The sequence below is a fragment of the Pseudarthrobacter sp. 1C304 genome (assembly GCF_052245515.1).
GTDB lineage: Bacteria > Actinomycetota > Actinomycetes > Actinomycetales > Micrococcaceae > Arthrobacter.
The window spans coordinates 138,374-151,873 of sequence record NZ_JBQQCH010000002.1 but is presented as its reverse complement, the minus strand read 5'-3'; the positions used below and the strand labels follow the sequence as shown (position 1 = coordinate 151,873).

The following is a 13,500-nucleotide window of genomic DNA, read 5'->3' as shown; positions in this document are numbered from 1 at the left end:
GCCGCCACGGAGCGGCGCCGCGGCTCCCGGGAAAGGGACCGTGGAACGGGTCCGTGGTTCGGGCGGAGCAAAAACTAGGGTAGTGTTGATCAAGCGACGCGGGGTGGAGCAGTTCGGTAGCTCGCTGGGCTCATAACCCAGAGGTCACAGGTTCAAATCCTGTCCCCGCAACTGGAGAGAAAAAGAAGGGCCCGGATCTGTTGATCCGGGCCCTTCTTGCTGCCCCGGGCGTTACGGCCCGGCGAGGCAGCAGGGAGGGCCTCAGCCGTCCTTGAGCCGCTGGTACGTCTCCAGCGCCCGGGCACGGGACTCCGGCAGCCCGACCACGGGGTCCGGATAGTCCTCGGCCAAACCGTTGGCCTTCCAGGGTTCATGGATCGTCTTGTCGTCCAGCCCGGACAGCTCCGGAAGGAACTCGCGAAGGTAGCGGCCCTGGGCGTCGAACTTTTTGCTCTGGGTGACCGGGTTGAAGATGCGGAAGTACGGCGAGGCATCGGCGCCGGATCCGGCCACCCACTGCCAGTTCGCGGGGTTGCTCGCGGCGTCGGCATCCACCAGGGTGTCCCAGAACCACGCCTCGCCCAGCCGCCAGTCCGCCAGCAGGTTCTTGACCAGGAAACTCGCGGCGGCCATCCGGACCCGGTTATGCATCCAGCCGGTCTGCCAGAGCTGGCGCATGCCGGCGTCCACCAGCGGGTACCCCGTGCGGCCCTGCTGCCAGGCCCGGAGTTCGGCGTCCGACGGCGTCTGCCAGTCGAAGCGGTCGAATTCGGGTCGGTAGTTGCGTGTGGCCAGATCCGGGTTTTCGTAGAGCAGCTGCCAGCAGAACTCGCGCCAGCCAAGTTCGGAGCGGAAAATCCCCACGTCGGCCGGGGCCGACCGCGGGAAGCGTTCGCGCAGTGCGTGCCAGATCCGGAACGGGCTGATCTCACCGAAGCGCAGATGGGGGGAGAGCCGGCTGGTCCCTTCGACCCCCGGGGTGTTCCTGCCCGTGCCGTACTCTTCGGCGGGACCGTCGAGGAAGTCATCCAGCCGCTGCCGGGCGCCGGCCTCCCCGGGCTGCCAGGTGGCGGCCAGCCCTGCGCTCCAGTCCGGCCTGCGGGGCAGCAGCCCCCAGCTGTCGAGCCCGTCGCCGGCCGGAAGCCCTCCGTCCTGGCCCTTGGCCGGGGCCGGAAGCCGTTCCGGCGCATCCAGCGGCTCCCGCGGCTCGGGGGCGTCGAGGCAAGCCCGCCAGAAGGGCGTGAACACCTTGTAGGGCCCGCCCGCCCCGGTCCGCACCGTCCAGGGCTCAAACATCAGGTTGGCCTGGAAGCTGGTGGCGGTGAGGCCCTCCTCCGTGGCCCACGCTTTGATCCCGGCGTCGACCTCCCGTTCCGGGCTTCCGTAGCGGCGGTTCCACAGCACGGTGGAGGCGTTGGTCTCGCCGGCGAGCTCCCGGATGACGGCAGCGGCACTGCCGCGGCGCAGGAGCAGGCGGGAGCCGGCGGCCTCCAGCCCGGTGGCCAGGTCCGCCAGTGAATGGTGCAGCCACCATTTCACGGCGCCGCCGAGGGGACGCACGCCGGGGGAGGTTTCATCGAGAACATAGACGACGGTCAGCGGCTGTCCTAGGGAGGCCGCTTCGCAGAGGGCCGGGTTGTCGTCCAGCCGGAGGTCGTCGCGGAGCCAGACAAGGGTCGAAGACAGGGATCCCGAAGACATGGACCCACGGTACACGGGAAGTCCGCAGGTCAGGGCGCCGGCAGCGGCCGGACACAGCAAAGGCCGGGTCCGGCGTGACCGTGAATGGTCCGGGACCCGGCCTCTGGCGAGGTGCCGGTGCCGGCGGCAGGCCGCCGGGCGTGGTGCCTACAGTTTGTCGAAGTCGGCCTCTTCGACGGTGGATGAGGCGGACCGGCCCTCGCCGGCGCCAATGGCCGCCGGGGAGCCTCCGGACTTCAGCGCGGCAAGCCGTGCCTCGATCTCCGTCTGCTCACCGAGGTCCTCCAGGGAGTTGAACTGTGCATCCAGGCTGGACGCGGCGAGTTCCTGCTGGCCGCGGACCTTGGCCTCTTCGCGGCGGATCTTCTCTTCGAAGCGGCCCACCTCGGAGGTCGGGTCCATGATGTCGATGCTCTTGAGGGCGTCGTGCACCTGGCTCTGGGCGGCGGCGGTCTTGGAACGGGCCACCAGCTCGTTGCGCTTGCTGGTGAGCTCGTTGAGCTTGCCCTTCATCTGGTCCAGGCCGTGCTTGAGCTTGTCCACCACCTCGGTCTGCGACGCGATGCTCGGCTCGGCCGACTTCGCCTCGTTCTCTGACGTGATCTGGCGCTGCAGGGCCACCTTGGCAAGGTTGTCGAACTTCTCCGCGTCGACGGTGTCACCGTTGGCGCGGTACTCGTCCGCCTTGCGGGAGGCGGCGAGGGCCTTGCGGCCCCAGTCCTGGGCGTTCTTGACGTCCTCGTTGTAGTCGTCCTGGAGCATCCGCAGGTTCCCGATGGTCTGCGCCACAGCAGACTCGGCCTCGGCGATGTTGTTCGTGTAGTCCCGGACCATCTGGTCGAGCATCTTCTGCGGATCCTCGGCCTGGTCCAGGAGGGAGTTGATGTTCGCCTTCGCCAGCTGCGCCATGCGGCCGAAAATGGACTGCTTAACCATGGTGTTACCTTTCGTCCTGCTCAGTGGTTGCCACTGAATTCGGTGAACCGTGAAAATGTACTGCTTCTATCCGCCCGCGGGGTCCCGCCGGCGCCTAGTCTGAATCGGCCGGGGGGCCGTCCGGGGGAGCGGCTAGAAGTCGCCGCCGCCGCCAAAGTCCCCGCCCCAGCCTCCGCCGCCGCCGAAGTCGCCGCCGCCAAAGTCTCCGCCGGAATCGCCGCCGCCCCAGCCGCCGCCTCCGCCGCCGCCGTGCAGGATGGAGTTGATCAGGATGCCGCCGAGGATGGCACCGCCCAGGCCGCCGCCTCCGCCGCCACCGAACATGCCGCCGCGGCCGTAGCCCTGGTTGGCGTAGCCGCCGAAGTGGTCGACGTCGGACTGGGCCTGCTGCGCCGCCTGCGCCGCGAGGGAATGGGCCTGCTGCGCGTACTGCAGGGCCGTCACCGGGTCGTTGCGCGAGATGGAGAGTGCGTAGTCCAGGTTCCGCTGGGCCTCCGCCAGACGGGTCCGGGCCTCAGTGCCCACGCCGCCGCGGCGTGCCGTGATGTAGTCCGAGGTTGCGCTGATCTGCGCCTGTGCGGACATGATGCTCTGCTGTAGCGAGGCCTGGGCGCGGCGGGTCTGCTCCTGCTGGTCGCGGATGCCGGTCAGGGCCGCGTCCAGCGACTGGTGCGCTGTCTCGACGCGCTCCAAGGTGGCAATCGGATCGATCTTGCCGCCCTGGATCTCGGCCTTCACCCGCGCCAGCGAGGCTTCCACCGCTGCGACCGGGCCGGCCAGCTCGGGGTGCGCCCCGGACTGGATCAGCGCCCGGGCCTGCGCCAGGTCCTGGGAGGTGTCGACGACGGCGGACTCCAGCCCGCTGCGCGCCTCGTCCAGGCTTCCGGCGACCTTCGTGATGGCGCCGATCAGGACGTTCGTCTGGTGCAGGCTCTCTTCCGCCGCCCGGACGGCGACGGCGGCGAGGCTGCCCTCGCCGGCGTCGAGCTTCTCCTGCGCGGTGACCGAGGCGTTCTGCACAAAGGCGAGCCGTTCCTTCGCCTGGGTGATGTTGTCGCCCACCTGCACCAGCGCGCTCTCGGCGTACTTGGCCCGCAGCGTCTCGAGCGACTGCTCGGCGCTGGCGATCTTGGCCTCCGCCTCCTTCGCCCCGGCGCTGACGGCGGCGAGGGCCTGCGGGGCGTTCTTCTCGAGCTCGCGGAGCGAATCGAAATCCGCCTTCTGCTCCTGCAGGGAGGACAGCGCTGCCTCGGACCGGCGGATGATCTCGGCCAGCCAGGTCCGCTGCTGCTCTTCGGTGTCGGGGATGTGGTCATCGAGCTGCTGCTGCAGTTTGAACGACTCGGACATGTGGCCCTTGGCATCCTGCAGGGCCTTCGTGAAGTTCCCGACGGCGGCATCGCCGTACTGCGCCTGCGCAAACCCCAGCTCCTGCTCGCTGGACTTGATGGCGTCGTCGGCCTCGATCAGCAGGGAACCGCTCTTGCGGCGCAGCTCCTCCACGGTGAGCCCTGCGAGCGGATCCAGCGCGGCGCCCGGCTGGCCGGCGCCGGCAGCGGTCAATGCCGCGGCCTTCTTCCGGCGGTTGCGGAGGTACAGGTAGGCTCCCGCGCCGCCCGCGGCGACGATGCCCACACCGACGAGCACGCCGCTGCCGGCGCCGCCCTCCGACGGGACGGTGCCCTTGCCGCCCCCGGCGGCGTCGCCGATGGCTGCGGCGCTGTCGATGGCAGCCTGTGCGTAGTCCCCGTTGCGCAGGTTCGGGTCAACTGCGCTGGTCACGATCGTGTCGCGCTGGGCATCGGTGATCTTGCTGTTGGCCGGCTTGCTCAGCAGATACTGCCGTCCCTCCGTGGCTACCGTCAGCAGCATCGCATTGGAGCCGAGGCTGGCCTTGTCCGCCACGGCAGCGGCCCAGGCGTACCGGTCGGTGGGGTTCTCGAACTTCTTCACGTAGACGACGTGGTATGTCATGGCGTGATCGGCACCGAGCTGCTTGATGGCCTGTTCGACTTCACCCCTCCGGTCGCCGAGGACTCCGGCGGAGTCCACCACCTTCGTAACGGGGTCGAGCGTCACCGGATCTTCGGCGAAGGCCGGAGCGGCGGGAAGCGCCAGCAGTCCGACGACGCCGAGAACGGCGAGGAGACGTTTAGAGATAGACCGCATGTGCAACCCTTCAGCACTTCTGCGACCAGTTCGGGCCGAACCGGTCGTCACAGAATGCAGCAGCGCCCCCACGCAGATGTAAAGCCGCAGGTCGCTGTGGCGATTCCATTTGATTCTATGGTGCACCCCATGGGCAGTCCACCAACGGGAATATGCCACCAGCGAAAAGCGCTGAACCCGGAACCGCAGCGTCTGCGGAGACGGGGCGGGAGCCCGCTGGGGACGTCCAGCAACCTCACAGCAAACGTGCGCTCCAGTCTCAGTGAGATCGTCCATAGTTAATGCAGACGAGGATGAAAGGAAGTCTTATGACTGACAACCCAGCGCAGGGCGCTTCACCGGAGAACCGGGAGCCGGCCACGCCGCGCGAAGACCCATCGAGGCACCCGCAGGCAGCTTCCGCGCCGGGCTCAGCCCCTGATCAGGCCCGGGATTCCGGCCCGGATTCCCCGCAAGGTCCCAGCCAGGACAATCCGACGCTCCGGCTGGACCGGGAGGCGGACAACCGCCCGCAGCCCGTGTACCCGCAGCACCAGCCGTCCTATGGCCGCCCGCCGGAGACGCAGCGGTTCGGAACGCCGCAGGGAGGCTTCCAGTACGGCCAAAACCCCTACGGCCAGGGCCAGTACGGTGGCTTCGGCAGCAACCAGCCGGCCTCGCCGTACGCGGGCAACCCGGCCCATGCACCGAAGCGCAAGGCCGCCTTCGGCGTGCCCACCCTCGTCGCCAGCATTCTCGCCGCCGGCCTCGTCGGCGGCGGTGTGGTCGCCGGGACCACCCAGCTGGTGGGCGGCCAGCCCGTCACGTCCATGGGCTCCAGCAGCAGCAGCCAGGCCGGCCCCGTGATCGTGAACAACAGGGAAGACGTCAACGCCATCACCGCCGCTGCGGTGAAGGCAACCCCCAGCGTCGTCACTATCAAGGCGTCCAGCGGCAGTGAGGGCGGCACCGGTTCCGGCATCATTCTCGACGGTGAGGGCCACGTCCTCACCAACACCCACGTGGTGACGCTCGACGGCACGGCCGCCAACGCCGACATCGAAGTCCGCCTGAGCGACGGCAAGGTCTACAGTGCCACGATCGTCGGCACGGACCCGCTGTCCGACCTCGCAATCGTCAAGATCGAGAACGCCGGGGATCTGGTGCCGGCCGTCCTTGGCGACTCCAGCAAGCTGAACGTCGGCGACACCGCCGTCGCGATCGGCTCGCCCCTCGGCCTGACGGGAACCGTCACCGACGGCATCGTGTCCACCCTCAACCGCACCATCAGCGTGGCGTCCTCGGCCGCACCCAAGGACAACGCCGACAACCCCCAGGGCGGCGACCAGGGCTTCCAGTTCGCCCCGCCGGACGGCGGCCAGGGCCAGAGCACCGCCAACCAGGGAAGCATCGCGATCAACGTGATCCAGACGGATGCCGCCATCAACCCCGGCAACTCCGGCGGTGCCCTGGTCAACACCAAGGGCGAAATCATCGGCGTGAACGTGGCCATCGCCTCCGCCGGCGGCGACTCCGCCGGCAGCGGCAACATTGGCGTCGGCTTCAGCATTCCCATCAACCACGCCAAGCGGGTGGCCCAGGAGATCATCAGCACCGGCAAGGCCACGCACGGCCAGTTCGGCGTGAGCGTGAAGCAAAAGACCGCCAGTTCCTCGGCCTCCGGATTCTCCGTCGGGGCGGAAGTTGCCACGGTCGAGCCCGACTCCGCTGCCGACAAGGCCGGGGTCAAAGTCGGCGACGTCGTCACCCGGTTCCAGGACCTCGCCATCAGCGATCCCAACCAGCTGACGGCGGCGGTCCGCGAGCAGCCCGCCGGCGCCACCGTCAAGGTGACCGTCATCCGCGGCGGCAAGGAACAAGAGCTCGACGTCACCCTCGGGGCGGCGGCCGAGCAATAGCCACAACACGCGTGCCAGCGGGGGCCGGGCAGCACCAGGGGGTGCCGCCCGGCCCCCGCCGTGCCGTGCTGTGGCCAGCGCTGACACAGGCCTTAACCCAGGCCGCGCCGGCCAGCCCCGATATGGTTAGCTAGGAGCACCCCGGCACCCGGGCGTTCCGTGGCCACGACCCCACCCGGCTGGCTGTCCACCCGCATGGAAGGCTGCTGTAAACACAGTGGAAGAGACATTGAAGATCATCGTGCTGGTCAAGCACGTCCCTGACGCCCAGTTCGACCGGCACCTCACGGGCGAGGGGAACACGGCGGACCGCTCCGAGAGCATCCTGTCCGAACTGGACGAGTACGCCCTCGAAGCCGCCCTCCAGCTGATTGAGGCCCGGGGCGGCGAGGCCGCCGGCAACAAGGTGATCGCCCTGAGCATGGGCCCCGCCGGCGCAGTCAACGCCGTGAAGAAGTCCCTGCAGATCGGCGCCAGCGAGGGCGTCCACCTCAGCGACGACGCCCTCGCCGGATCCGACGCCGCCGCCACGTCCTTGGCGCTGGCCGCAGCCATCCGCCACCTGGGGGCGGACACCCCCGCGGACCTCATCCTCACCGGCATGGCCTCCACCGACGGCGAAACGTCGCTCGTCCCGGCCCAGCTCGCCGAACGCCTGGGCCTGCCCCAGGTCACGTTCGCGGCGTCGCTGGAGCTCGACGGCGCCAGGCTCACCGCCCGCCGCGACGGCGACACCCACGCCGACACGGTCGAGGCGGACCTGCCCGCCCTCGTCTCGGTCACGGACCAGGCCAACGACCCCCGGTACCCGAACTTCAAGGGCATCATGGCGGCCAAGAAAAAGACCATCACCACGCTGACCCTGGCCGACATCGGCGTCGACCCCGCGCAGGTCGGACGGGCCGGTTCCTGGACCGCCGTCGAAACCGCGGAGGCACGCCCGGCGCGCACCGCCGGCACCATCATCACCGACGAGGGCGACGCCGGCATCCAGCTGGTCGAGTTCCTGGCCGCCCAGAAGCTGCTCTAAGGGGAACCCCAGACATGGCAAAAGTACTGGTATTCATCGACAACCCCGGCCAGGTCCTGAAGAAGGCCAGCCTGGAACTGCTCACCATTGCCCGGTCGCTGGGCGAGACGGCCGTCGCCGTCAACGGCGAGTTGCACGACGACGTCACGAACACCCTGGCGGCCTACGGCGTCCAAGGGCTGTACCGGCCCTCCGCGGCGGACCTCGACGACTACCTCGTCGGCCCGAAGGCGTCCTTCCTCGCCGCCGCGGTGCAGACTTCCGGTGCCACCGTCGTCCTGACGGAGAACTCGGCGGAGGCCAAGGAAGTCGCGGCGCGGCTGGGCATCAAGCTCGGCGCCGGCGTCATCACCGACGTCGTTGCCGTGGACCCGGACGGAACAGCGCACAAGTCCGTGCTGGCGGGCTCCTACATGACCACCGCCAAGGCCACCACACCGGTCGCGGTGCTGACCGTCAAGCCGAACAGCATCACGCCGGAGCCCGCCGTGACCGGCACGGCCCCGGCCGCCGTCACGGTGCCCGTGCCGGAAACGGCCACCGCAGCCTCCGCCCGGGTCACGGCCCGCAGCGAGAAGGCCGCCAGCAGCCGCCCGGACCTCTCCGAGGCGCGCATCGTTGTGGCCGGCGGCCGCGGCGTCGACGGCAACTTCGGCCCGCTGGAAGACCTCGCCGATGCCCTCGGCGCGGCCATCGGCGCCTCCCGCGCCGCAACGGACGCGGGATGGATCGGCCATGACGCGCAGATCGGCCAGACCGGCAAAACGGTCTCGCCCCAGCTGTACATCTCTGCCGGGATCTCCGGGGCCATCCAGCAGAAGGCCGGGATGCAGACCGCGAAAGTGATCGTGGCCGTCAACAAGGACGCCGAGTCGCCCGTGTTCGAAATCGCCGACTTCGGCATCGTGGGGGACCTCTTCCAGGTCCTGCCGCAGGCCACCGAAGAAATCAAGAAGCGCAGGGGCTGATCCCTTGGCCAGCCCCGCCGCGCAGGCGCAAAGCCCGTTCGATCCGGACCACCGGATCGAACGGGTGCTTTGTTTCACCGCCCACCCGGACGACATCGACTTCGGCGCCGCCGGCACCATCGCCGCCTGGACCACCGCCGGGGTGCAGGTCAGCTACTGCATCATGACCGACGGCGACGCCGGCGGGTTCGACCCAGCGCAGCGGGACGAAATCGTCCGGCTGCGCAACGAGGAACAGCGCCGGGCCGCCGCCCTGGTGGGGGTGACCGACATCCACTACCTGCACCAGCGCGACGGCTACCTCGAGCCCTCGCACCAAGTGATCCGCGAGGTGGTGAGGCTGATCCGGCAGCTGCGGCCCGACGTCGTGCTCTCAATGCACCCGGAGCGGAACTGGGACCGGATCCAGAAGAGCCACCCCGACCACCTCGCGGTGGGGGAGGCCGTGACCCGGGCGGTGTATCCGGCGCTGGAGAACCCCTTTGCGTACCCCGAGCTGGCGGCCGCGGGGCTGGAGGCCTACAAACTGCCGTGGCTGTGGCTCTTCGCCGGGCCGGAGGAGCGCGAGAACCACTTCGTCGACGTCACGGACCACGTCGGGAGCAAACTCGAGGCCGTCCATGTCCATGTCAGCCAGCACCCCGACATCGAGGCCATGGACCGGACAGTGCGCGGGCTGATGCTGCGGACCGCGGAACGCGGCGGGCTCCCGCCCGGCCGCAGCGCCGAGGCGTTCCACGTGGTCGCCGTCAACGGGCCGGGCACCATTGCGGGCTTCTAGCCTTGCCTCCGCGCTGCCGTGTCCCCTAAGCTGGCCTTCAGTTTAAATCATATTTAATTGAGGAGGCGGGCTTTGATGGAGAAGACTGCGCAGAACCCGGTACTCGTCATCATGGGTGTCTCCGGATCAGGGAAGTCGACCGTGGCAGGCTCGCTGGCGGGCCGCCTGGGCTGGGACTTCGCCGAGGGCGATGACCTGCACCCGGCCTCCAATGTGGCGAAAATGCAGGCCGGACAGCCGCTGACGGATGAGGACCGGTGGCCCTGGCTGGAGAGCATCGCCGGGTGGATCAGGCAGCACACCGACGCCGGCACACCCGGCGTCGTCACCTGCTCGGCGCTGAAAAAGCGCTACCGGGACGTCCTGCGCGGTGAAGGGGTGGTGTTTGTGTTCCTGAACGGCAGCAAGGACCGCATCTCGGACCGGCTCGCCTCCCGGGAGGGGCACTTTATGCCGGCGGCCCTGCTTGAGTCGCAGTTCGAGGCCCTTGAGGCGCCCGGTCCCGAGGAGAACGCCATCACCCTCAGTGTCAGCGCCGCTCCTGCCGACGAGACGCAGGAAATCATCGACCGCCTTCAGCTCAACGCCGTGCGGCCCTAGACGCCGCACCACAGAGCCAGCAACTCAGAGCCGACAACACAGAGCCAATAACACAGGGCGGGCCCCGGACCATGTCAGGTCCGGGGCCCGCCCTGCTGTGTTGCTGCGGTGTTGTTGGTGCTGCTGCTACGCGTTCAGCGGGGCCGCGGCGACGGTGGGCATGGTGGGCGACGCGGAGCCGCCGGTCGGTTCCACTGTGATGCCGAGGGCCGCCGCAGAGCCGATGCCCGTGACCACCGCGGGCTTGGACAGCGCTTCCGCGTCCATGAGCCCCTGGGACACCGGTGCCGAGCCGTCCTTGGGGATCAGCCACATCTGGTAGACCTTGCCGGGCGGAGGCGCAGGGACGTCGTTCATCTTGACCACCATCGAGTCCCTCGACGGCGACACGGACACGGTGGCGGTGCCGCCGCCCGTGACATTGACGGTCGCCTGCTTCACGTCCCCGGCCTGCAGGACCTGGTTCAGCGGATCGTTCAGGTTCGCCATATAGGCGCCGACGCCGACACCGCCCAGGGCGATGAACGCGGCGGCCGCGACGCCCACCAGCCAGTTGCGCATGCCCTGCGGCCGGCGCCGTTCCTGGCGCCGCTGGCGGGCGGCACCGAGTTCGTCGGTCGCGGAGAGGCCGGTGGCTTCCCGGACGGGCCGGGCTACGACCGGCGGGACCCCCGGAGCTTCCTGCTCCGCGGTCCAGGCGCCCGGCGCTGCGGGTGCCTGGGCGGGGAGGGACGCGAGGATCCGGTCCAGCAGGCCGGACGGTGGCTCTTCCTCGGCGGCAAAGCTGGCGGCCAGGGTTTCGCGGGCCTGGCGGACGCGGTTGTCGAAGGCGGCGCGTTCAGCCTGCGGGGCCGACGCGAGGTACCGCTCGATGGCGGCCCGCTCGGCGTCGTCCACAGCGTTCAGGGCGTACAGCTCGGCGAGGTCGGCCGCCCGTCCCGACGCCAGATCGGTGGCGATGTCAGCGGCAAAGCCGGAGGGGACGCGGTCCTTGCCGTGTTTGTTCATGTCGTTCATATCAACTCACCCCCAGACAGGTTTTCAGTCGGATTAGCCCGTCGCGGATACGGGACTTGATGGTGGGCACCGCAGCGTTGAGCTTCTCTGCGACTTCCCGGTACGTGAGGCCGCCGTAGTAGGCGAGCCGCACGGATTCCTGTTGTGTGTCGGTCAGCGTTCCGAGGCAACGCACCACGGCCTCGGCCTCGAGCCGGCTGTCCACCTCGTCGGCGACGGAATCATGGTCGATGTCCTGGCTGCTGGCGCCGTACTTCGCCTCCCGGTCGGTGGACGACTGGGAGGAACGGACCTTGTCCACGGCGCGGCGGTGCGAGATGGTCATGAGCCACGCGAGCGGGCTTCCGGCCTCCGGGCTGAACTTGGCGGCGTTCTGCCAGACCTGGAGAAAAACCTCCTGGGTCGTGTCCTCGCTGAGCTCCACGTCGATCAGCACCCGCCGGGCCATGCCGAACACGCGCCGGGACGTGAGTTCGTAGAACTCGGCGAAAGCGGCCTGGTCGCCGCGGGCAATCTGTTCCAGCAGCATTCCGAGCCTGCGGTTCATGTCGGCCGGAGTGCCAGGGGGAGCGGCGGCCTCAGGATTCGGGGCGTTGGGAGTTTCCATCACCTTCAAGCATAATGCGCCCTCGGCCGGACCCGGCCCAGAAACGCCTCCGCCCGGGGCGTGGCTGCCGGCAGCCCGTCGGACGGGGCGCCTGTCCACCTGCACTGTTGTCACCGGCGGTTCCTCGCTCCCTCTCCCGCGCCTCTGGCCCGTTGGCTGAGCCGGGCTTCACAAGGGATTCGGAACAGCCGGAGAAACGGATGGGTGGTGCCGGCAGGAAATGCGCGGCTACAGCCTGGCGCCGGCGAACCCGTTCTGGCGCCAGGCTTCGTAGACCGCGATCGAGGCCGCGTTCGCCAGGTTCAGCGAGCGCAGCGAGGGAAGCATGGGCAGGCGCACGCGGGACGTGACGTGCGGGTCGTGCTTGAGGTCCTCCGGCAGGCCCACCGATTCGGGGCCAAACAGCAGCACGTCGCCTGGCCGGTAGCTGATGTCCGTATAGGAGGTCTCGCCGTCGGAGGTGAACGCGAAGACGCGCTCGGGCGCCAGTGCCGCCCAGGCCGCGCCGATGTCAGGGTGGACGGTCACCACGGCCAGGTCATGGTAGTCGAGGCCGGCCCGCCGCAGTTTCGCGTCGGAGAAGTCGAAGCCCAAGGGTTCAACCAGGTGCAGCTCGGCGCCGGTAATGGCGGCGAGCCGGATCGCGTTGCCCGTATTGCCGGGGATTTCTGGGGTGTGGAAGAGGATGCGGAACACCGTCCCATCCTAGCGAGCCTGCTAGTGCATGCCGCGCAGGAGCCGGGCCAGCACCGGAACGATCACTGTGTTGGGGGCCGGCCCGGACGCCAGGAACTGCTTGAGGCCGCGCGCCAGTCCGGCGGCGTTGACCACCTGCACGGTCTCGTGGCTGGTGTCCCGGCCCGGGGGGCGGCGGTGCCGGTCGATCACCGGTTCGTGCAGGTTTCCGTCGGTGCTGTGGACCACCGTCCAGCCCGTGACGTTGAGTTCCGGAAAGATGTCCTGCATCCGGCGCACCACGTGGGCCAGCTGCGGCGGGGCGATGGACCGTCCGCCGTGGGTCAGGGTGCTGCCGTTCCAGGCGTAGGCACCCGGCGGCAGCAGCATGGAGCCGATGATCGCCATGCGGTAGCCGGAGAGGACCGCGTGGTCGATGTGGCTGTTGTCTGCCGGGGACTGCAGCCCGTTGATCAGGCGTGCGGCCGGGATGGCGGGAAGAATCTGCCGGCTGATGAGCTGCACCGTCCGCATTTCGCGCTGGATCCTGGCCTCGGCTCCGAAGATCCCGCGCTTGCGGGGCATCCCGTGGACCTGCTGGCGGGCCAGGTCCTCCGGGATCAGCGGGACCTCGGAGGTCCCCGCGTACTGTTCGAACGGCGGAACGTAGACCGGGGCGTCGGACGCCGTGTTCCGGGGCGTGTTGGGGCGCCGGACATTCGCCGACGCGCGGCTGCCGGCCGCCGGCGCGTCAAAGTGCGCACCCTCGTCGGCGGGCTGCCGGGCGGAGGTGCCGCTACCGTACGAGCGGTCGTAGTCGGCCCGGCTCTTGGCATCGATCAGTGTCTCGTAGGCGAGGGTGACGCGCCGGAAGGCGGCCGGATCGCCGCCGTGGTCGGGGTGCGCGGTGCGGGCAGCCTTGCGGTAGGCCACCTTGATTTCCTTCTCCGTCGCCGTGACGGGGATCCGGAGGACCTGGTAATGCGAGCTGTTGCCGTGCGTCAAGCAAGAATCCTTTGCCTCGATGGTGCCAGCCCATCCTGGACGTCCGGCCTGGCCAGTTTAACCGGCTAGGGAAAGAACGAGTGCAGCGGCGCGGATGGTTCCCGGCGGCTGGC

General features: G+C 69.2%; 12 protein-coding genes and 1 tRNA gene. 6 read left to right on the top strand and 7 right to left on the bottom strand.

Annotated elements, in window-relative coordinates:
* The first annotated feature begins 97 nt into the window (after positions 1 to 97).
* Positions 98 to 171 (top strand) — tRNA-Met (locus tag ACTWQD_RS04740).
* 90 nt (positions 172 to 261) lie between these two features.
* Here the strand turns inward: ACTWQD_RS04740 and ACTWQD_RS04735 are convergent.
* The 3 genes from ACTWQD_RS04735 to ACTWQD_RS04725 all read right to left on the bottom strand — a co-directional run bounded on the left by ACTWQD_RS04735 (position 262) and on the right by ACTWQD_RS04725 (position 4,806).
* Complete coding sequence (locus ACTWQD_RS04735) at positions 262 to 1,701, bottom strand: cryptochrome/photolyase family protein (RefSeq protein ID WP_443195031.1); 1,440 nt, start codon at positions 1,699 to 1,701, stop codon at positions 262 to 264.
* Between the two features lie 147 nt (positions 1,702 to 1,848).
* Entirely contained in the window at positions 1,849 to 2,637 is a 789-nt protein-coding gene (locus ACTWQD_RS04730; protein ID WP_443195030.1) for a PspA/IM30 family protein, read from the bottom strand.
* Positions 2,638 to 2,769: 132 nt separating this feature from the next.
* Positions 2,770 to 4,806 carry a TPM domain-containing protein gene (locus ACTWQD_RS04725; RefSeq protein WP_443195029.1) on the bottom strand — a complete coding sequence of 679 codons (2,037 nt, stop codon included), beginning with the start codon at positions 4,804 to 4,806 and terminating at the stop codon, positions 2,770 to 2,772.
* Between the two features lie 308 nt (positions 4,807 to 5,114).
* On the opposite strand from ACTWQD_RS04725, the gene ACTWQD_RS04720 reads away from it, so the two are divergent.
* The 5 genes from ACTWQD_RS04720 to ACTWQD_RS04700 all read left to right on the top strand — a co-directional run bounded on the left by ACTWQD_RS04720 (position 5,115) and on the right by ACTWQD_RS04700 (position 10,083).
* Entirely contained in the window at positions 5,115 to 6,704 is a 1,590-nt protein-coding gene (locus ACTWQD_RS04720) for a S1C family serine protease (protein WP_443195028.1), read from the top strand.
* Positions 6,705 to 6,933: 229 nt separating this feature from the next.
* The gene (locus ACTWQD_RS04715) at positions 6,934 to 7,734 is read left to right on the top strand and encodes an electron transfer flavoprotein subunit beta/FixA family protein (RefSeq protein ID WP_443195522.1); all 801 of its coding nucleotides are present in this window, start codon (positions 6,934 to 6,936) and stop codon (positions 7,732 to 7,734) included.
* Positions 7,735 to 7,748: 14 nt separating this feature from the next.
* Complete coding sequence (locus ACTWQD_RS04710; RefSeq protein WP_443195027.1) at positions 7,749 to 8,702, top strand: electron transfer flavoprotein subunit alpha/FixB family protein; 954 nt, start codon at positions 7,749 to 7,751, stop codon at positions 8,700 to 8,702.
* 4 nt (positions 8,703 to 8,706) lie between these two features.
* A complete protein-coding gene (locus ACTWQD_RS04705) occupies positions 8,707 to 9,483 on the top strand; it encodes a PIG-L deacetylase family protein (protein WP_443195026.1) in 777 nt (258 codons plus the stop codon).
* A 75-nt stretch (positions 9,484 to 9,558) separates the two neighbouring features.
* Complete coding sequence (locus tag ACTWQD_RS04700) at positions 9,559 to 10,083, top strand: gluconokinase (protein WP_443195521.1); 525 nt, start codon at positions 9,559 to 9,561, stop codon at positions 10,081 to 10,083.
* A gap of 126 nt (positions 10,084 to 10,209) precedes the next feature.
* Here the strand turns inward: ACTWQD_RS04700 and ACTWQD_RS04695 are convergent, their stop codons facing one another.
* From ACTWQD_RS04695 to ACTWQD_RS04680, 4 genes are all read right to left on the bottom strand, one after another.
* Positions 10,210 to 11,100 carry an anti-sigma factor gene (locus ACTWQD_RS04695; protein ID WP_443195025.1) on the bottom strand — a complete coding sequence of 297 codons (891 nt, stop codon included), beginning with the start codon at positions 11,098 to 11,100 and terminating at the stop codon, positions 10,210 to 10,212.
* Between the two features lies 1 nt (position 11,101).
* Entirely contained in the window at positions 11,102 to 11,707 is a 606-nt protein-coding gene (sigK, locus tag ACTWQD_RS04690; protein WP_443195024.1) for an ECF RNA polymerase sigma factor SigK, read from the bottom strand.
* A gap of 228 nt (positions 11,708 to 11,935) precedes the next feature.
* Entirely contained in the window at positions 11,936 to 12,403 is a 468-nt protein-coding gene (locus ACTWQD_RS04685; RefSeq protein ID WP_443195023.1) for a tRNA (cytidine(34)-2'-O)-methyltransferase, read from the bottom strand.
* A 21-nt stretch (positions 12,404 to 12,424) separates the two neighbouring features.
* Entirely contained in the window at positions 12,425 to 13,387 is a 963-nt protein-coding gene (locus ACTWQD_RS04680; protein ID WP_443195022.1) for a J domain-containing protein, read from the bottom strand.
* Positions 13,388 to 13,500: the final 113 nt, after the last annotated feature.

What these genes read in the sequence shown, in the direction of transcription:
- ACTWQD_RS04735 (WP_443195031.1), bottom strand. Translation starts at nt 1,701, where the DNA reads ATGTCTTCGGGATCCCTGTCTTCGACCCTTGTCTGGCTCCGCGACGAC.
- ACTWQD_RS04730 (WP_443195030.1), bottom strand. Translation starts at nt 2,637, where the DNA reads ATGGTTAAGCAGTCCATTTTCGGCCGCATGGCGCAGCTGGCGAAGGCG.
- ACTWQD_RS04725 (WP_443195029.1), bottom strand. Translation starts at nt 4,806, where the DNA reads ATGCGGTCTATCTCTAAACGTCTCCTCGCCGTTCTCGGCGTCGTCGGA.
- ACTWQD_RS04720 (WP_443195028.1), top strand. Translation starts at nt 5,115, where the DNA reads ATGACTGACAACCCAGCGCAGGGCGCTTCACCGGAGAACCGGGAGCCG.
- ACTWQD_RS04710 (WP_443195027.1), top strand. Translation starts at nt 7,749, where the DNA reads ATGGCAAAAGTACTGGTATTCATCGACAACCCCGGCCAGGTCCTGAAG.
- ACTWQD_RS04700 (WP_443195521.1), top strand. Translation starts at nt 9,559, where the DNA reads ATGGAGAAGACTGCGCAGAACCCGGTACTCGTCATCATGGGTGTCTCC.
- ACTWQD_RS04695 (WP_443195025.1), bottom strand. Translation starts at nt 11,100, where the DNA reads ATGAACGACATGAACAAACACGGCAAGGACCGCGTCCCCTCCGGCTTT.
- sigK (WP_443195024.1), bottom strand. Translation starts at nt 11,707, where the DNA reads ATGGAAACTCCCAACGCCCCGAATCCTGAGGCCGCCGCTCCCCCTGGC.